At 44.8% G+C, this 18,746-nt stretch carries 14 protein-coding genes and 1 pseudogene; 9 read left to right on the top strand and 6 right to left on the bottom strand.

Annotation, left to right across the window (positions count from 1 at the left end):
- The first annotated feature begins 1 nt into the window (after window position 1).
- The 6 genes from Q399_RS0113540 (at window position 2) to Q399_RS21630 (ending at window position 9,217) form a co-directional block, all read left to right on the top strand.
- Window positions 2–1,402 carry an efflux transporter outer membrane subunit gene (locus tag Q399_RS0113540; RefSeq protein ID WP_157836307.1) on the top strand — a complete coding sequence of 467 codons (1,401 nt, stop codon included), beginning with the start codon at window positions 2–4 and terminating at the stop codon, window positions 1,400–1,402.
- 53 nt (window positions 1,403–1,455) lie between these two features.
- Window positions 1,456–2,115: a Rossmann-fold NAD(P)-binding domain-containing protein gene (locus tag Q399_RS0113535; RefSeq protein WP_031569289.1), complete on the top strand. Its 660-nt coding sequence runs from the start codon at window positions 1,456–1,458 to the stop codon at window positions 2,113–2,115.
- 242 nt (window positions 2,116–2,357) lie between these two features.
- The gene (locus Q399_RS0113530) at window positions 2,358–4,259 is read left to right on the top strand and encodes a putative bifunctional diguanylate cyclase/phosphodiesterase (protein ID WP_031569287.1); all 1,902 of its coding nucleotides are present in this window, start codon (window positions 2,358–2,360) and stop codon (window positions 4,257–4,259) included.
- Between the two features lie 9 nt (window positions 4,260–4,268).
- Window positions 4,269–5,870: a methyl-accepting chemotaxis protein gene (locus Q399_RS0113525; RefSeq protein WP_031569286.1), complete on the top strand. Its 1,602-nt coding sequence runs from the start codon at window positions 4,269–4,271 to the stop codon at window positions 5,868–5,870.
- 143 nt (window positions 5,871–6,013) lie between these two features.
- On the top strand, window positions 6,014–6,694 hold the full coding sequence (locus Q399_RS0113520; RefSeq protein WP_031569283.1) for a type 1 glutamine amidotransferase domain-containing protein: 681 nt from the start codon (window positions 6,014–6,016) through the stop codon (window positions 6,692–6,694).
- A gap of 465 nt (window positions 6,695–7,159) precedes the next feature.
- Window positions 7,160–9,217: a sensor domain-containing protein gene (locus Q399_RS21630; RefSeq protein WP_169739323.1), complete on the top strand. Its 2,058-nt coding sequence runs from the start codon at window positions 7,160–7,162 to the stop codon at window positions 9,215–9,217.
- A gap of 283 nt (window positions 9,218–9,500) precedes the next feature.
- Here the strand turns inward: Q399_RS21630 and Q399_RS0113510 are convergent, their stop codons facing one another.
- Window positions 9,501–9,971, bottom strand: a complete 471-nt coding sequence (locus Q399_RS0113510) for a PACE efflux transporter (protein ID WP_051685986.1) — start codon at window positions 9,969–9,971, stop codon at window positions 9,501–9,503.
- 87 nt (window positions 9,972–10,058) lie between these two features.
- On the opposite strand from Q399_RS0113510, the gene Q399_RS0113505 reads away from it, so the two are divergent.
- Both Q399_RS0113505 and Q399_RS0113495 read left to right on the top strand, forming a co-directional pair.
- Window positions 10,059–10,931 carry a LysR family transcriptional regulator gene (locus Q399_RS0113505; RefSeq protein ID WP_031569278.1) on the top strand — a complete coding sequence of 291 codons (873 nt, stop codon included), beginning with the start codon at window positions 10,059–10,061 and terminating at the stop codon, window positions 10,929–10,931.
- Between the two features lie 336 nt (window positions 10,932–11,267).
- Window positions 11,268–12,716, top strand: coding sequence for an alpha/beta hydrolase-fold protein (locus Q399_RS0113495; RefSeq protein ID WP_169739322.1), 1,449 nt, complete (start codon window positions 11,268–11,270; stop codon window positions 12,714–12,716).
- 40 nt (window positions 12,717–12,756) lie between these two features.
- Here the strand turns inward: Q399_RS0113495 and Q399_RS0113490 are convergent, their stop codons facing one another.
- Genes Q399_RS0113490 through Q399_RS0113475 form a run of 4 tightly spaced genes read right to left on the bottom strand, consistent with a single transcriptional unit; the run spans window position 12,757 to window position 17,022 of the window.
- Complete coding sequence (locus Q399_RS0113490) at window positions 12,757–14,412, bottom strand: PepSY-associated TM helix domain-containing protein (RefSeq protein ID WP_031569274.1); 1,656 nt, start codon at window positions 14,410–14,412, stop codon at window positions 12,757–12,759.
- Entirely contained in the window at window positions 14,409–14,714 is a 306-nt protein-coding gene (locus tag Q399_RS0113485; protein ID WP_051685984.1) for a hypothetical protein, read from the bottom strand. The genes Q399_RS0113490 and Q399_RS0113485 overlap by 4 nt, the downstream gene beginning before the upstream one ends.
- Window positions 14,707–14,970 (bottom strand): hypothetical protein, encoded by a 264-nt coding sequence (locus tag Q399_RS0113480; protein ID WP_031569271.1) that lies wholly within the window; start codon window positions 14,968–14,970, stop codon window positions 14,707–14,709. The genes Q399_RS0113485 and Q399_RS0113480 overlap by 8 nt, the downstream gene beginning before the upstream one ends.
- 51 nt (window positions 14,971–15,021) lie before the next feature.
- The gene (locus tag Q399_RS0113475; RefSeq protein WP_031569269.1) at window positions 15,022–17,022 is read right to left on the bottom strand and encodes a TonB-dependent receptor domain-containing protein; all 2,001 of its coding nucleotides are present in this window, start codon (window positions 17,020–17,022) and stop codon (window positions 15,022–15,024) included.
- A 280-nt stretch (window positions 17,023–17,302) separates the two neighbouring features.
- Between Q399_RS0113475 and Q399_RS21165 the strand changes: the two are divergent.
- Window positions 17,303–17,622 (top strand): annotated as a pseudogene (locus Q399_RS21165) (IS3 family transposase); the annotation flags it as partial.
- A gap of 181 nt (window positions 17,623–17,803) precedes the next feature.
- Here Q399_RS21165 and Q399_RS0113465 read toward each other — a convergent pair.
- Window positions 17,804–18,700 (bottom strand): LysR family transcriptional regulator, encoded by an 897-nt coding sequence (locus Q399_RS0113465; RefSeq protein ID WP_031569267.1) that lies wholly within the window; start codon window positions 18,698–18,700, stop codon window positions 17,804–17,806.
- Window positions 18,701–18,746 lie beyond the last annotated feature (46 nt).

Here is an 18,746-nt window from a genome sequence, read left to right as displayed (position 1 = left end):
GATGAAGAAAAAACATATATCTTTGGCTGTTATGCTTGCATCAGTGATAGGAGTTTCTGGCTGTAGTTCAGCTCAGTTAAATAACCGTCAGGATTTGAATTTACCCGATTCATATATTTCAGATTTGAAAATCAATCAAAATATCAATGGTATTAATCAGTTGTCTATTGAATGGTGGTTGAATTTTAATGATCCAGCCATGACTAATTTAATAGAACGGTCACTTGAGAATAATTCTGACATATTAAAAGCTGTTGCAAGAATTGAACAGGCAAATGCGCTTAGTCGGGTGATTGAAACCGCAGAAGTGCCAAATGTTGAACTAAAAACTTCCGGAACACGTTCAAAAGCAAATGATCAAGCTAAGGGTAATCAAGTATCCAATACCTTCAGTGCATCGTTATCTAGCGCATTTGAAATAGACTTCTGGGGCAAGCTTCACCATGAAACAGAAGCCGCCAGAGCGCAAACTCTGGCGACGACTTATGCTGCAGAAGTCGTACGTCAGACGATAGCAACTCAGGTCGCACAAACTTACCTTAAGTTACTGACTACCGATTTACAGATTGAATTAACCCAGAGGAATATTCAAAGTTACATCGAAAATTACAAACTTCAGCAATTGAAGTTTACGCAAGGTCAAATCGGACAATTAGAGTTAAAACAAGCAGAAATACAGCAAATTGATGCCAATGTACAACTCAAGGAATTAAAGCAACAGCAGTCATTACTAATTTCTAAGCTGAGCGTACTTGCAGCTGACCCGTTAATTGATCTTAGCCAGAGAGCAAAAAGCCTCCCTGAAACTCCGGCGTATCCCGCACTTGGCGTTCCTTCAGAATTATTAAGTCGTCGACCAGATGTCCGTCAAGCAGAGCAACAGTTGATTGCTGCGAACTCAAAGATTCAGGTTGCAGAGGCGGCACGATTACCATCGTTTTCCCTGATATCAAGTGGTGGTGGTGAGAGTGCGACTCTTAAAAATTTATTATCGAATCCTTCGGAAGTATGGAGTTTTGGGCCAAGTATTGATGTTCCTATCTTTGACTCAGGACGGCGAAGAGCGGCTGTAGAGCAGGCTATTGCAGAACGAAAAGCTGCAGAAGCCGATTATAGAAGTGCTGTATATGTCGCCTTACAGGATGTTTCCGATGCGCTGACGAATATAAAGTTCGCCGATTCATCACAAGCTGACACAGAAGCCAAATTACAGGCTGCAACTATTGCACTTTCCCTATCGAATGCTCGTTATGACGCGGGTTATTCAAGTTTCTCTGAGGTTCTTGAAGCAGAACGAACAGTGAATAGCTCTGAGATGCAGCTACTGAACAATCGTCAAGCGCAGTTAATAGCGATGATTGATCTATTCAAATCATTAGGTGGTGGATGGTCTTCTACATAAATTAAAAACCGATACCAATAAAGAATTTTTAGTATGTTTTTAGGAGTAACGTTTTGAAATTGAGTAATAAGAAAATTAGAGCATTGATTATTGGTCATACTGGAGCAACTGGTAAAGCACTCTTAGATCAGCTCATTGCATCTGATGATTGTGAGTCGATTGTAGCGTTCGGGCGACGGGAAAGCATTGAGCACAAAGGTGTGGCGAAGTTAACACAGCACATTGTACCAAATATGCTTGAAATAGCTTCACAACCACTTGCACATGCCATAGGTGCTAATTCAGCATTTTGCTGCATTGGCACAGCATTTCACGACGTTTTTAAAAGTAGCAAAGCCGCAGAATATAGATCCACAGATTTTGGAATCGCAACGGAATTTGCCAAATATTCTAAAGCCGCTGGTGTTGAGTTCTTTAGTTTTATATCAGGGCAAGGGGCTAACTCAAAAAGCAGCATGAACATGTATCGCGTGAAGGGCGAAGTTGAAGATTTTGTCACTGAACTCCAATTTGAACGGGCTGCTTATTTACGACCTGGCAGTTTAGACCGTGGAAATGACGCATCGACCACAGAAAAAATTCTTACTCTGTGGGGATTAATTGGTTTACCGGTAGCTGACCTCGCAAGAGCAATGTTCAACATTACGATGACTCAAACCAACAACGTGCAAGTGTATGATGGAAAATCAATAAGGTTCGCTGCAAAAAAATAAATACCAAATCTTAATATTATCCATTAATGATCTTGGTTGCCTTGTAGAGTTTATTTACATTATCAACTTGTATGGTTTTGTGTGTCGTGTACATCTATTTTGTTTAAATAGACATGCATTAGATTTTTGCCTCTTTTTAAATGAAGAGGCAAAGATTTTGGTAGATTCGCCAGATTTAATCAATAATATTTGGTAAAGTGTCGCCGGTCCAACTATAACTTTAGTTTTGGAGTGAGTTTCGAATGTCAGATAACTCGGATGCATTACGTGGGACATTGGATATACTTTATAAAAATCTAAAGACTGGTTTGATAGGTGCAGGTGTTGCGGCCGTGTCAGCATCAGTATTATTGTACTATCAGAACGATGATGTAATAGTATTCATCTGGCTGATTTTAATGTTGTTGAGCCTTTTGCTGCGTGGTTATGATTTATGTCGCTGGAATAAGTTAGAACTTGAAAAAGATAAATACCACCCAATTGTACTTAAGCGTTATTCTGCTCTAACGCTCGGTACGGCACTTTTATGGTGTGTGTTCGGCCTTTATTTTAGTACTGGTGCCGATTCTAATCAAATGGTAATTGTATTCTCAGCGCTTGCGGCTGTAAATGCTGGCGTGACAAATTCAATGTCATCAAGCAAGTCATTAATAATCAGTTACATCACTCTGACGTTATTGCCGTTTGGGCTATGGTCCTTTTACCAGGGAGGAGAGCAAAAATTATTTGGATTTTTGGGTGTGACTTTTACTGCCTTGCTATCATTTTCTGCACGTAATAGTTACATCTTCACGCTTCAGTCTATCAGATTACGTCGGGAGCATCAGCATCTGTTGGTTAATCTGGAAACTGAAGTCAAACTTCGCACGAAAGAGCTATTGCATCTTTCCAATACCGAACCTTTAACAGGTTTATATAATCGGAGTAGATTTATTGAATTAACTTCGGAGCTTATAAAATTAAGCCAGATAAACGGTCTAAAATTAGCGTTTGTAATAGTAGACCTAGTAGATCTTAAAAGTATAAATGATAGTTTGGGTCACGAGGTCGGAGATGAATATATTCGCGCTACTGCTAATCGGCTTCGCGAAATTATTCAAGAACCTGCCATTTGCTGTCGATGGGGGGGCGATGAATTTCTTATTGCTATCCCGATTATCGACAGTGCTTTAGCTGACTTCGTAAAAAACTTACAACAATCTACCATACGGCCATTGCTACTTCAGGGAAATGTTCTCAAAATTAAAAATAATATTGGTGTATCCATATATCCAGACCATAGCCAAAAAATCTCAGAACTTATTATTATGGCTGATCTTGCGTTATATGATGATATTGAAAAATGTGGCAAGCAGTTGTTTACGATTTACAACAGAAAAATAGGTGAAAGGTATCAGCGTAAATCTATGTTACGGAGCCGATTAGAACACGCTATTGAGAAAAAGGAACTGCGGTTAGTATTCCAACCAATTGTCCATCAAAAGGATGTGAAAAAAAGTTATTACGAAGTATTGCTGCGATGGAATTTGAATGGTGAAGCAATCCCCCCAGATGAGTTTATCCCGCTAGCAGAACAAAGCGATTTAATTAATTCAATAGGCCATTGGGTCTTCGAGCAATCTTGCTTGGTTATTTGGCAGAGTCTACAACGAAATCAGCCAATAGAATTGGCTGTCAATGTATCGGCTGTACAATTCCAGCAGGAGGAATTTGTGGGTGAACTTTTGAAGTTAGTTGATAAACATCACATCCCGCGCAATTTACTTCAGATTGAAATTACAGAATCTATATTCACAGCCAATAAAAATGTGCTGATCGATAAAACCAAACAGTTGCGCTATGCTGGTATTGCTATTTCAATCGATGACTTTGGTACTGGGTACTCATCTTTGTCAGTAATCAATGAATTACATCTAAACAAGGTCAAAATTGATAAGGCTTTTATCGAAAAAATCGAGCATGGTGGGATGCCGGTTCTACATGCTATTGCATCAATGTCACAATCGATGGGCTGGGAGGTCGTCGCTGAAGGAGTTGAGACATCTGCACAGGTTGAGATCCTTCGTAACATGGGGATCCAATACTTACAGGGGTATTACTTCAGCAAGCCTGTCGAATATTCAAGTCTTTTTCCAAAGTTATAGAGGTTCTTAATGAATTACCATGGTCTGCGTTTCAAAATTAGTGTACCCACTATATTGATGTCTATTACTTTATTTTTTATGTTTTTTTTATCCTCAGTGATAGTTTCAAAGCTGCAAAAAATAATTAGAGATGAATCTGAAGTATTTCAGCAAGCGATCTCACTTGTCCTTAATGCAGACCGAGATTTATATCAAGCAAAACTTGCCATTGTGGAATTTAAAACAGATTACAGCCCACAACATCAAATCGACTTTCAAGAAAACGTTGAGCAAGCTAAAAACGGTTTTCAGAAATACGAACAGTTGATGAATACATATCCTGAGTTTACTGGGAAATTTTCAGATTTTAACGAGAAATATAGTGAGTGGCTTAAGGATTCAGATCAACATTTTATGAAGAATGGACGTTCGGATCATGATTTTGTGCAACAAGAAGAACGTGAATTCAAAGCCTTAAGAAAAGTATTTGATGATGCAGGCGAATTTTCGCTGGAACTGTCAAAGCAATACATCGACGCTGCTAACAGCGAAGTACGTAGTACTGAATTTTTAGCGTTGATTATGAGTATCATAGTGTTTGGGGTTTCTGCTTGGTACAGTTATAGGGTACCAACTATAATTAAATCAAATGTTGAAACTATTATCCGAAGGTTGGATGAAATTACTCAAGGAGAAGGTGATTTAACACAGCGTATCGATGTACAGACGAAAGATGAACTTCGTGACTTAGCTGATTCTTTCAACCGTTTTCTTGATGCGCAAACACTCATGATTTCAGATATTTTAGGTAGCACTAAGCAACTCGCCGCTGTTACTGAAAATATGCTCACCTCGGTCAACGAAACCAAACGCATTACTCAGAACCTGAATTTTGCCACTGATTCTATCGTAAGTGCAGTTCATGAGATGTCTGTTGCTAACAAAGAGGTTGCAGTTGTTGCTGCGGACACAGCTCGCGAGTCTGAAGATTCTCGTGTTTATGCTGAGAAAGGGATCAGCTCAATTGGAACTGTCACGACGAGCATTGCAAGAGTGTTAACTGACGTAGATACAGCAATGAATCTGTCAGAGGTTCTCAATAATAGTTCAGTCGCAATTTCTGGTGTAATAGAAGTTATTAGCAATATTGCCGGTCAAACAAATTTGCTTGCGTTAAATGCAGCCATTGAGGCGGCGAGAGCAGGTGAGCAAGGACGTGGCTTTGCTGTTGTCGCAGATGAAGTTCGCAAACTTGCTTCTAAAACACAAGAGAGCACTGAAGAAATCAAAGCAACTGTCCAACAGTTACAGCAGCTTGTATCGGAATCAACGGAAGCAATTCGGCGTGGGCGGTCATCTGCAGATAGTTCCGTTCAACATACTGAAGTGGCTGAATCAGTGTTTAGTCATCTAATGAAATCATCCTCGGAAGTCAGTGGTATGTCTTTGCGCACAGCTGCCGCGACTGAAGAACAGTCCCAGGTATCAGAAGAAATAAACCGGAACCTCCATCAGCTTCATGATCAGGCAATTCTTGCCGAGCAGATTGCTGATAAAAACTCCACAATGATAAATGAGTTGAAACGTGTCGCGGGGCATCTAAGCCATTTAGTTGGTCGTTTTAAACTATAAATTTATTGAATAGTCATTCTTTGGCAAATTTTTCTAGCGAAGTCACTAGATAAAGCCTATATGCAGATTTGTCTTTAGTGATTTTTTATGAGTTGTGTACGTTCGAAAACTTCAAAACAGCAGACAAATAAGCGAGGTTGTTAATGAAAATTTTAATCGTGTTAACATCACACGAAGATCTTGGTGATACAGGTTTGAAAACTGGTTTTTGGCTTGAAGAGCTTGCAGCTCCTTATTACGTTTTTAAGGAAGCGGGAGCTAGCGTAATTTTAGTATCTCCAATGGGTGGACAGCCACCTTTAGACCCAAAAAGTAATGATCCTATGTTTCAGACTGATGAAACCCGAAGATTTGAAGCAGATAAGGACGCGCTTGCTGCATTGGCCAATACAGGGAAATTAGCTGATGTCGATATTGACGAATTTGATGCAGTATTCTATCCCGGAGGCCATGGACCGTTATGGGATTTAACCGAGGATAAAAACTCAGTTAGTCTGATTGAAAATAGCATTAAAGCAAATAAACCAGTTGGGTTGGTTTGTCACGCACCAGGCGTTCTCCGAGATGTTAAAAGCTTGGACGGTAAGCCGATAGTCGCAGGTAGGTTAGTGACCGGATTTAGCAATACTGAAGAAGATGCTGTTGAGTTAACTAAGGTTGTGCCATTTTTGGTTGAAGATATGCTCAAGGCTAAGGGGGGCATCTACAGTAAAGTTGCAGACTGGCAGCCTTATGTGGTGACTGATGGATTACTGATCACGGGACAAAATCCTGGCTCTTCGGCAATAACAGCCGCAGAGTTGTTAAAAGTATTAAAAGGTTAATGAATTTGCCTGAGCACATGCGCTCAGGCAATGCCACTCAAAGTCGAATAAACGCTAACCTGATTCTTCCTGAGCAGTCACGTCAGCATTTTAAATCAAAAGTTTAGTTTTATAGATTTTTGTACACTTGAAAATCGTCGTCATAAAATCTCCATTAAATCGACCATTGAGCCTGTCTTTAGATTTGTTGTCTATTATTGGGTTTCGGATACATTGTGATTGGTTTTTAGTGCTGCCCCTAAATGTCAAACTGTCAACAATCACTCGATGTTTAAGCTGGGCGATTCGTTTAGAGTGTAGGTGATGCCCAATACATTAAGTTTTGCTAATGGGCGATTTTCATTACCTGGTGGAAAATGAGGAGTGCGAATGGAATGCTAGATTACCATGATTAAATATGACCCGAGGTTGGAGACCGTTCTTTGCAGTATAGCGCGCTCAGCAGCCACAATTTGCGGATGCCCTTTGGCAAGTATTCGTATTCGCCAACTTCAGGGACCTGAATTGCGGTTCGCAACAGGTTTTGATGGTATTGATACACTGGTAGATATTGATAATTTATGGGACTTCTTTGATGGTATGGAGGGCTTTTTAGAAGTTCCTGATGCTTCAATCGACCTAAGGTTCAGTAATGCTTCAGTGGTAACTTGTTCTCCTTTCGTACGTTTTCTTTTCTCTGTGGTTTTGCGTTCGGCGGACAACAATATTCTTTGCGCCCTATCGGTTATGGCACCCCATGAAGTTGAGCTCACCGATCTTCATCGCGTCGCGATCAAAGAAATTGCTGGAATTGCTATAGCTGCTTTGCGTAGCCATGATATTCCTGTACTGGGATTAGAAGATACGCCTCTAAAGACAGAATTAGCGACTAACAACCTCCTTGAAATGGCTATACAAGACAATGATATCGGAACATGGGAGCTCGATCTTGCCAGTGGAGAGTTGCAATGGAATGACGTCATGTTTGAGCTCTTTGGGGGAACGAGAGGCACATTTGGTGGTTTAGAGGAAGACTGGCTTAAGTTTGTTCATCCTGAGGACGTTTCACGTGTTAAGCAAGAGTTGTTATGTGCTTTGGAAAATTCCGCAACTTTTAGCAGCGAGTACCGAATTCGCAACATAGAGGGTGTAGTTAAATACATAAATGCGCATGGCACAGTAATCCGAAACAGTATAGGACAGCCGACCAGATTAGTGGGGAGCAATCGGGATGTTTCTGATCGAGTATTAGCCCAAGTCCAACTACAAAAAAGCGAACGTCGTTTGCGCATGATTACCGATAAGTTACCAGTATTAATCGCATCTGTAGATAAAGAGTATCGTTACACCTTTGCCAACAATAATTTTGACATTTGGTATGCCTTGGGCGGTTTGAACATTCCCGGTCATCAGGTGCCAGGGGTTATTGGTAAAACTGTTGGAGAAGTTTTTGAAACTGCTTCTTTTAATGCCATCAAGCCTTATATCGATCAAGCGATGAATGGGAATGAAGTTTCAGTTGAACTAGATATGCCACCATCTAATGCTCCTCCCCACATATTTTTGTATTGTGCGCCAGAACTTGACGATAGAGGACAAATTATTGGTGTGCTGGGTCTTGTTATCGATAGAACCGCGGAGGTTCAAGCACGAAAAAAGATTGCCGAAAGCGAAAACCAATTGCGAGCAATTACTGACAACTTACCCGCTTTAATAGCATACGTTGATGCAGAAGAAAGGGTTCGGTTTATTAATCGCACTTACTGTGAGCGACTTAAAATCACAAAAGAGTATGCTATTGGTAAAACGATGTTGGAAGTTGAAGGACCAGAGCTTCATGCAAAACGTAGGGATTTCTTCCTCCGAGCCTTATTAGGGGAGCATGTTGAATTTGAGGCTCAGTATGGCGAGAGTAGTGCACCTGTCTATATGCAAACAAAACTGGTCTCTGATGTAGATCCAGATGGCCAAGTCAAGGGGGTCTTTAAACTTTGTACGGATGTTTCTGATCTTAAACGAGTAGAGGCTGAACTTCGTAAGTCTGCCCGCATTGATAGTCTAACGGGATTACCTAATCGCGTACAGTTCAATGAATCTCTAAAGCTAGCTCATGACCGTAACATTCGCTCCGGTGCAATTACTGCACTGCTTTATTTGGACATCGACTATTTTAAGCAAATTAATGACTCATTGGGACATGGTGCAGGCGATTCGGTGTTGAGTGAGTTTGCAAATCGAATAAAGTCGGTCATCCGCTCAACAGACACGGCTGCAAGACTAGCTGGTGATGAGTTCGTTGTGATTTTGGAGGATCTAACGTGTGCGCAGCAAGCTAAAACTATTGCTTCAAAGATCAATAAAATTATGCGCGCTCCGATATGGATTAATCATGACGAAATAAACATCACCACTAGTATCGGAATTGCATTTCACCGGGGCCCTGCAACTGACCTGAATGATTGGATTAGCCGAGCTGATAGAGCACTCTACCGCGCCAAAGCTGTTGGACGTGACACCTTTGTGGTTGAGTCTGCTGGTTTTTGACTATATGCGCTAGATTTGAACAGTTCATACTGTGAAGTGTGTTTAAAGGTTAGTTTTACCGATCTTGAACAAGAAGTCGTTGCCATCGTTTTCATCTAAATAAACAGGATGTCTAGGGATGCAGACATGGCAACGCCCATCATCGCTAAGTTAGTTGTGCTGCCTCTCCAAAAAGACCTGACAATAACAGAGATGACAGTATACGGAACTCATTCAAAGTGATTCGAAGTTGAAAAAATTCGATTTATTTAAGATGCTCTGAATAGACTGAGTCATCAGTCACTTAATCTGCAGTTACTAATACGCTTTTGGTTGGCGGGAAAACTACATCATAAAGCCAATGATAGAAGTAACCATACACCAGGTAAAAAAGCATAAACCCGATGTCAAGTAGCAGAGCATTCCACATGCTAATATCGAGATACCATGCTGTCAGCGGTAAAATGGCGACCAACAGCCCCATTTCAAATCCAAATGCATGATAAATACGTTCGGACTGTGTTTTAAATGCTCTGCCACGTGGAGTTAGATAGTATTGGTCAAACAGCTTATTGAACATATAGTTCCACCACGTTGCAATCACTGACATTAGTACAGCAAGCCATCCAAGTTCAACGACTGGTTTGTCTAATACAAAGCTAGCACTAGGTATTAAAATTAACAGGCCTAAGATTTCAAAACCTACCGCCATTCGTAGTCTATCTCTCGTAGAACGTCCGTGACTCACTTTTCTTGTTTCAGATGATTGTTTCATAAAAATAGCCTACGAAAATAATGATGATGTCAGTGTATCTGCTATATTGGGCATTAATAAGTTAGATAGCATCTGAAAAACAGATACATGAATCTACAACAACTTGAAACTCTGCTAACAGTGGTCGAAACAGGCTCGTTTTCCGCTGCGGCCAGAAAGCTCGGTAAAGCACAGTCTGCGATCAGTACAGCAATAAGTGAACTTGAGATAGATTTAGATCTGCATCTATTCGACCGTAGTGGAAGATACCCACAGTTGACAGAAGTAGGAGCGAGGATTCTACAGCAAGCAAAACTAGTGCATATGCAATGCAGCCAACTAAAAGAACTTGCTGTTGATTTAGCTTCAGGAACTGAAACATGCTTGCGCTTGGCAGTCGATGATGAAGGCCAATTACCTTGGCTAGCTCCTATCTTAGCGGAGCTGGCTGAGAGGTTTCCGAAACTCGAGTTACAGATCATGTTTCCGCTACTTGAGGATGTAACGCATCTTTTAGCTGATGATGAGGCTGATTTGGGGATTTGCTTTCAGCCTCAATCGCCTTCAGAGCTATTTTTACGCTGGCCACTTCATCAATTACACTTTGTGGCTGCAGCGTCGGTGGATCACCCGCTTTCTAAACTTGTTTCCGTTACTAATACGGATTTGCAACAGTATAGACAACTCATGGTTGCAGGCCGTGGAAAGGGTGCAGAAAAACAACGAGGGCGTTTGTCTGGCCAGGTTTGGTGGTTGGAGGGAGATATTGCTGTCTTGGCGATGGTTGAGCAGGGGGTTGGCTGGGCATGGTTGCCAGAGCATGTACTTGAACAAAACAAAGTTCATAAAAACATTAAAGCACTACCTATAGTCGATAAGGGAGCAACCTTGCTGCCGCTTCAGCTGGAACTTTGGCAGTGCAGAAACAAAACTGTCGGTCCAGCAGCTTTGTGGTTAAAGCGACGATTGTTGACTAGATGAAAGAAGTTGAATCTTATTTTCAGACAAACTCACAAACTCACAAACTCACAAACTCACAAACTCACAAACTCACAAACTCACAAACTCACAAACTCACAAACTCACAAACTCACAAACTCACAAACTTTCCAACGAATCACTAAAATGTATTAAAATAAGAATCATTGTTATTCGTGTTTGTGTGTGATCTCGAGGTTCTTACCAATGAAAGCAGCAGCAATATCAGTGATGTTAGTTTGTATTCCTTTGATAAAACCCGCAGTTGTCAAGGCCATGGAACAGCATGTTGCCCCCTTGGAATTCAGCTTGCAGCCGGGGCAGAGGCAAGTAGTGCCATTGGCAGACACTTCCGGCCAATACTGGCATGGTGAACTACACAGTGATAGTCCGGTACGGCTACAGCTGGTTGATAAGCATCACAACGTGCTCCGTGAGTTTCCACTGCAGTCCGGCCGGCAAAGCCTGCATTTGGTGTCAGATCCAGCCGGACAGCAACTTCTTTTGCACAGCCAGACGGCTACTAAGGTGCAATTAACCTGGCGCGCTAAATATCCACGCATTGATCAGAAATCTACAGCACCTGATGAACCATTGCTGCAACGAATAGCACAGTCAGCTCAAACCGGGGCCGATTGGCGTTCTGCCTGGATCGGATTAAAACAACAAGGCATGCCATTAAAAACAGCGCTCAGTGATGGCAATTACCGGGTGACATTTATCTATCAGGGCGCGAAGCGCAATGTCCGGCTGTTAGGTGGCCCGTCCCCGGATCATGACTGGTTGAGTCCAATAGCCGGCACTGACCTGTGGTATCGCAGTTATATAGTCCCAGCCAGTACCCGGTTGTCTTATAAACTCGCCCCGGATGTACCGGATATTCTGGCTCCGGCACGGGCGCAGCGGGTCGCCATTCTGGCCACTGCACAACGGGACCCACTGAATTCTGTGGTATACCCGGCGGATGAAACTGACCCATACCAGCAAAGTTCGGTGTTGGTGTTACCAAAAGCACCGGCACAACCTGGCAGCGATGGCAATATCTCGCTTAAAGGCGCTGTGGACAGCTTTATCCTCAGCAGCAAACTACTGGGCAACAGCAGAACCATTGCGGTCTACCACAGCAGTAATTTTGTCAAAGGTAAACCCGGCAATATCCGCCTGCTGGCCTTTGATGGTCCTAAGTATCAGCGGCACATTAACACGCCGGCCATTGTTGAGTATCTGAGTCAGCAGGGCTTGATCCCCCCCGTTCAGTTAGTGCTGATCGACCCCATTGATAATGAAACCCGCGCTGCTGAGTTACCTGACAATACAAATTTTGGCCAGATGCTGACCGATGAGCTCCTGCCCCTCTTGCAGCAAAAATACGGCAGTCGCTTTGCGGCAGCTGACACCATCCTGACCGGGTCCAGTTTTGGCGGTTTGGCAGCACTGCAGTTAGCCTGGCGTCACCCACAGATCTTTGGCAAAGTGATCGCAAAATCACCATCGCTTTGGTGGGACAACCGCCCACAGCCGCCAGCGGGTACCTACTTGCTCAGCGAGCGATTCTTGGCCAGTGAACGGTTACCGTTACAAGTCTTTATCAGTGCCGGGATCTATGAAAGTACGCACGGTGGGCAGGGAGATAAAGGCATCCTGGATGGCAGCCGGAACCTTAAAGACGTGCTAAGAGCAAAAGGTTATCAGGTGACCTACCGGGAATATGCTGCTGGTCATGATTATCTGGCCTGGCGCGGAGCTTTGGCCGATGGCCTCATTGCACTGTATTCAGCTGCTGATTAAGTAACGTCAGGCCGGCTCTGGTGGCCGGCCTTATTGTGAACTAACAATCCGGATTCCGTTCTGGCAGGTTGTTGTCCGGCAGAGTTCGTTCTCCCTGATACCAGATACTGTCACTGGCCGCGTTGCGAAATCGCCTCTGTAACAGCGTTGCGCCACTGAACAGCAGAAATGAAAGCAGCAGCGCAGTTAAGTCCAGCATTGCCTCGGCGATTTCACGCGTGGGCCACACGCCACTGCCAGGCAGAAATGGTCCCAGCATCGAACTGAGCGGTACCGCAAACAACAGCAGGGCACACAGCTTCAGTTGTGGTACTGCAGTTTTCGCAGCGCCTTGTAGCAGAGTCCACCCCAGCACAATACCAAAGGTCAGATAATACAGCGTCAATAATGCGCTGTTTACTTCATTCACTAGCGCCGGCAGCCATTTAGTCGCCAGAAACACCACCGCAAGCCCAAGTAAACATCCATTGCTGATCCCTGTTGTCAGTGCTGCCAGCCAGACCACTTTGGCCGGTTGCCTGACCGGCTGGCCTTCTGCTGAATAACCCCGGACCTGTTTGCTTCGCCGGCTCTCCAGCCACAGCAGATTGCCGGAATAAAACAGCAGGGCTCCGCTGATCCCAAGCAAAAAGTACAGCCACTTCACGCCGTAGCCACCATAGCTGCCAAAATGACTGGCAAATAGCAGGTCAACGATGGCGGCGTAACCGGGCTGTGCGCCAGGAACCATCGCCGCGTTCTGGACCTTGCCACTGAAAGGGTCCAGCAGCAGATAGCCAGTGCGCGCGCCGCGGCTATAGTGTTTCGGTGCATCCAGTGCTGCGCGGACTGTTTTCCGTGGACCGCTTAACATCAGACGAAGCTCTGTCACGCTGGCACCATTGGCATGTTGCTGCGCTGTCTGCACCAGCTTACTCACCGGCAATAAGGTTGCCAGATCTACGCTGTCGCGTGGTGGTTTTACAGCAGCTGCGACCGTGGATCCCGGAGCTGACGGAGCGACCCACTGCTCCAACTGATCATAAATCGGATCATGAAATGCAAAAACCACGACGGTCAGACTAATCATGATGTGAAAAGGTAAACTGGTGATCCCAAGCAGATTATGGCTGTCCATCCAGAACTTCTTCGCGCTGTCAAGGCGCAGCGTAAAAAAATCCCGGATCAAATTGGGCAATAACAGAATCAGTCCCGACACCAGTGCAATGAAATACAACAAGGCCGCAACGCCCATGACAATTTCGCCAACATAATGATGTCCGGCAAGACCCGGGATGCCCGCAGTACGATGTAACAAGTCGATTAATTGGCCCAGTTGCGACGTCGCTTCACAGCGTATTTGCAGCAGCTTGCCTGCATCCGGACCGGCAAAACACTGCGGATTATGCAGGGTAAAGCCACGGGAAGGTGTTTGCTGCCAGACAAAAGGAGCTGGTGCGTCGCTGCTCAGTGCTATTGTCAGATCTGCAGCTGCTGCAGGTTCTTGTGCCAGTAACTGTGGCAGCAATACGTCATATTGCGCCACATCAACCGGCGCAAACCGTTGCAGCTGTGGCTGTGACCAACGGTTGATCTCAGGTTCAAACATTGTCAGGCTGCCTGCGACAAAGCAGATAAACAACAGTAAACCGGCACAGATCCCGACCCAGCTGTGCAAATCGCGATATACCTTTAACACACTGCCATGTATTTTCATCCGGCACTCCCTGTCAAAATTTGCAGGCCTTTTAGTAAGGTCCAGCCAAAAAGCGTTGCGCTACCCAAAACCCACCAGGCACGTTGACCGCTTCGCAATAAAAAACTAAAGGCGAGCAATAGCAGCACAAAAGCCGCGACAGACCACATGATCAATTGAATACGGCTCTCTCCCGGTGGCAACAACATTTCCAATAACCCGGCCAACGCCAGTGCCAGCGGATAGCTCAGCAAGATTATCGCCAGTGTTTTGCTCCACCAATCCGGTTCAATGCGCTGAGTACGCCGGCTGCGTTCAGTCATGGCCGTTCTCCTTGCCGCGTTTTAGCAAAGACAGAAAAGGGACTGTGCCCAGTAATAACATCGTTGTACAAATCAAAATCAATGCCGCAGTTCCGGCACTGAAATCACGACCTAATAAAAATATTGCTAAAGCAAAATTCAGAAAACCAACGGCCTTCACGCCAAGACCTGCAGGTCTGGTCAGCAATTGCTGGTTGGGATGGCTCAGATACAACAGAATGGTTCCCGTCAGCATCAGGATAAATGCGACAAACATAGCGCGCTCCAAATGCGGGCCCGGTGGCGACCGGACCCGGCTTCGCTGAACTTAGAAGCTGTATTCAACACCGGCAAAAACAGACTTGCCCTGCAGATACAAAGTGGAAGTACGGTCTTTTTTCCGCGGCTGTGTGCTGCCGGCGTTGCTCAGACCAGCTTTAACTGTCAGCCCGCTGGCAAACTGATAACGACCGCCTAAATCGGTCACCCCGTAGCTGTCCTGCTCTTTGTCTGCCAGATAAATGTCTGATTGTGCACCGTAATAGTTATGGCTCAGATACAGGCTAAACTGCTCTGTCAGATCCATATCCAGTTTGGTGAAGGCTTTATGACGTGGCCTGTTATCCAGGCGTATGTCCGCGCCATCTCTGGCATCGAGGTAGCTGTAATTGCTGTCAATACTGAATATGTCACTCAATCGCCACCAAAATGTGACTTCAATCCCTTGCAACGTGGCTTCATCAATATTGAAGTAACCGCGATTGCCGGCCCGGGCGTGACCGGCCGGATAAAAACCAACCTCCATCAGCTCATCTACTTTGTTGCGGAACCAGGTCAGACTGGCGTTCCAGCGGTCTCGTTCGATCAGGACTGACAATTCAGTATTGACACTGGTCTCTTCGCTTAAATCAGGATTTCCGTAAATGAAGCAGCTACCGCCACAACTGATGGACTGGAACAACGGTGATGCCTGAAACAACGTCGGCGCCCGAAATGCGGAACCTACGCCACCTTTTACCGTAATACCGTCTGACAGTTCATAAACCAGGTAGGCGCGTGGACTCAGGTGTGAACCATAAATTTCGGCATCTTCAGCGCGCAAACCAACAGTCGCAATCAGACTTTCAGTCAGGTCAATTTGATCTTGTAAAAACAATGATTTGAGGTTCAGACTGGCGCCGCCGGTCAGCGGATACTGGATATCGTCTTTCACTTCGGTTTCCAGATATTCTGCACCCAGGGTCAGCGTGTGATTGGCCAGGTTGACAAAAGTAGTGCCCCGCACTGTGGTGAATATTTCATCAGGTCGCAGATAGCGCTCATCCCGTGCCGTCGTTTTCAGGTCAACATAACGCGAATTAAAATCCATCATCGAAGCGTCTGAACGGTTCAGCAGAAACTCTGATCCGCCCCAGGCCCATTCACTGCGCCAGGTCAGGCCATAAGTCCAGCGATCGATATCCTGCTGGTATTTGGCATAGCCGTAACTGGCCAGAGGCACTTCGTCTTGATCATGAGATACATCAAAGCTCAGGCTTTGCCCTTGCTGAATTTGCCAGTCCAGGGTTCCGGCAAACTTCGTCGCATCACGAGGTTCAATCAACGTATGATCGGCACTGTCGCTGATAGGCGCATAAAACCAGGCATCCTGTTTGGCTTTTTCAGCGCTGAAGGTCAGACCTAACAGGTCATTCAGTTTTCCACTGGTGACCAAAGCGGTTTTGTCACGATCGCCCCCGTCACCTTGCTGCATCATACTTTTTTCATAGCTCAAGTGCGTTTGCCACTGCTGCGCCGGCTTTTTGGTGATGACGTTGACAACACCACCGACGGCATCAGAACCATACAAAGCCGACATTGGCCCCCGGATCACTTCGACACGTTCAATAAATTGCAGCGGAATGGAAGTATTGTCGAAGTTGTTGGCCCGCCAAATACCGTTACTTGAGGACACGCGTTTGCCATTGACTAACCGCAGCACATAGTCTTCGTCCAGACCGCGGATCATAATGCCGTTGCGGCCCCCTGAAGTTGGTCTGTTGGTGACCCCGGGTAAAGATTCCAGAATATCGACCAGATCTTTCACCGGCTGGCGGGTGATTTCTGCCAGATCAATCAGCGAAATCGACGCCGGCGCCTGCGCCACACTGGTCTGGTTACCACTCGCCGTCACCACAATATGTTCCAGTGATTTATCTGCGGTAGCATCCTCAGCCTCAGCGGCCAGACTTTGTTGTGATATCAACAGTGCCAGTGTCAGCGCCGATAACCTCAATACTTTTTTTTGTTCACTGACTCGAGTTTGTTTTTGTACGTTCCGAACACCCATTTTCCGTTTCCTTTTTTTTATAAGCAGCTCATTTTAGATCGGAATAGGAATGATTATCAATTGCAGCCAATATAAGTAACTGCTCATAAAGGAATATGATTTATTGTTCCTGTTTAAAATCAGCTAAAGGCTTTTCGAAGAAATACAAAAAAGCCTGCATCTGGCACAGGCTCTGTCCTGAAACAATGGAAGGATTATCACAAACTGATTGGCTGGTTTAACCTTTTGCCAATAGCGCCGGATCGAGCAGTTTTCGCAGCTCAGGTTCAAGAATTGTCGTCTGTTCCAGCGTGGTTGCCATGAAGGGGTTATCGTGCACAGCGACTGGGGCAGCCAATATTGCTCGATGGTTTATCAGAATATCATTGCAAAACATCAGCTTACGCAAAGCGTGAGTCCGAAAGGTAACTGTTGGGATAATGCGGTAGCGGAAAGCTTCTCTCATATGGTGAAGGTCGAATTGCTCAAAGATGAACCGTTAACGGATCGGGCCACGCTGAAACAACAGGTATTTGAATATATTGAAGCTGATTACAACAAAACCAGACGGCATAGTGCTATCTAAGCTCGCAAAACTATGAGTTAAAGAAAAGAGCTTAGTGGCGTGTCCAGTATTGGCGGATCAGATCATAATTCTAAGCTCGCTCGTCTGCTTCCGAGGCCTAAGCGGATTAAGGGTTTGCCCAAGCATAAAACAGGTTTTCGAGCTTTTTTATCTAGAGGGCTGACATCCCTACTTAGATATATCACTCTGCGGATTTGCTAAAACGTTGAGTACAGCTCAAGCATAACTAATCGATGCCACCTGCTCTCTAAGCCACTGATATGCCTGATGGTGATGTGTCCGCTCATGCCAAACCATATATTTTGTAAACCCCTGGACCAAGATAGGCAAATCTGTCACGTGTAAATCTGTTGAGTTGGTTACAAGTCTTGAAGGCACGACAGCGATGAGCGAGGTTTTCTTGACCAAATCCAGCAAAATTAAAAAACTGGGTACGGAAATAGTGACATTCCGCTGGAAACCTAAAGACGCCAACGCTTTGTCTGTTGCTCCCGAGAACGCTCCGCCAAGGTACGAAACAATGGCATGGTCTGCCTTACAAAAATCATCAAGCGTTAAAACTGGCAGCTTTGCCAACGGGTTGTTTTTACCCATTACACAGACATAATCTTCGGTAAAAAGTGTTTTGCCGCGTAACCCTTCAGGTGCGGTGTCAGGCGTCATTAGCGCAATGTCCAATTCGCCTTTTTCCATTTGTTGCTGAACCAGTTCATCACGAATAAACCGGGCTGATACTTTGATCCCCGGCGCCAGTTTTTTTAATCGTTCGATCAACGGCAAAATAATCACTGACAACGAATAATCAGTACCGGCGATTGAAAGTACCATCTCAGCCTGTTCAGGCACGAACTTTTCGGATTCAAGCACTATAGCCAGTTCGTTCAGCAACCGTTTCAGGGGAGCAGCGAGTTCAGTTGCTTTCATGGTCGGCGTCATGCCGTGTTGGGTTCTGACAAACAATGGATCCCCGAGACTGTCCCTGAGTCTGGTTAAAGCTCCACTGACTGCGGGCTGCGAAAGCGCGAGCCGTTCCGCAGCCCGGGATACATTGCGCTCATCCATCAACACATCGAATACTTTCAGTAAGTTCAAATCCAGTTTTTGTAGATTCATAGCTTGTCTCTGCTCTCTCTCTCGGTGCTGATGTTGTCAGATTTTA

The organism is Rheinheimera texasensis DSM 17496 (assembly GCF_000711985.1).
GTDB lineage: Bacteria > Pseudomonadota > Gammaproteobacteria > Enterobacterales > Alteromonadaceae > Pararheinheimera > Pararheinheimera texasensis.
Note: the sequence above shows the minus strand (reverse complement) of the source record. Positions and strands in the feature narration are given on the sequence as shown.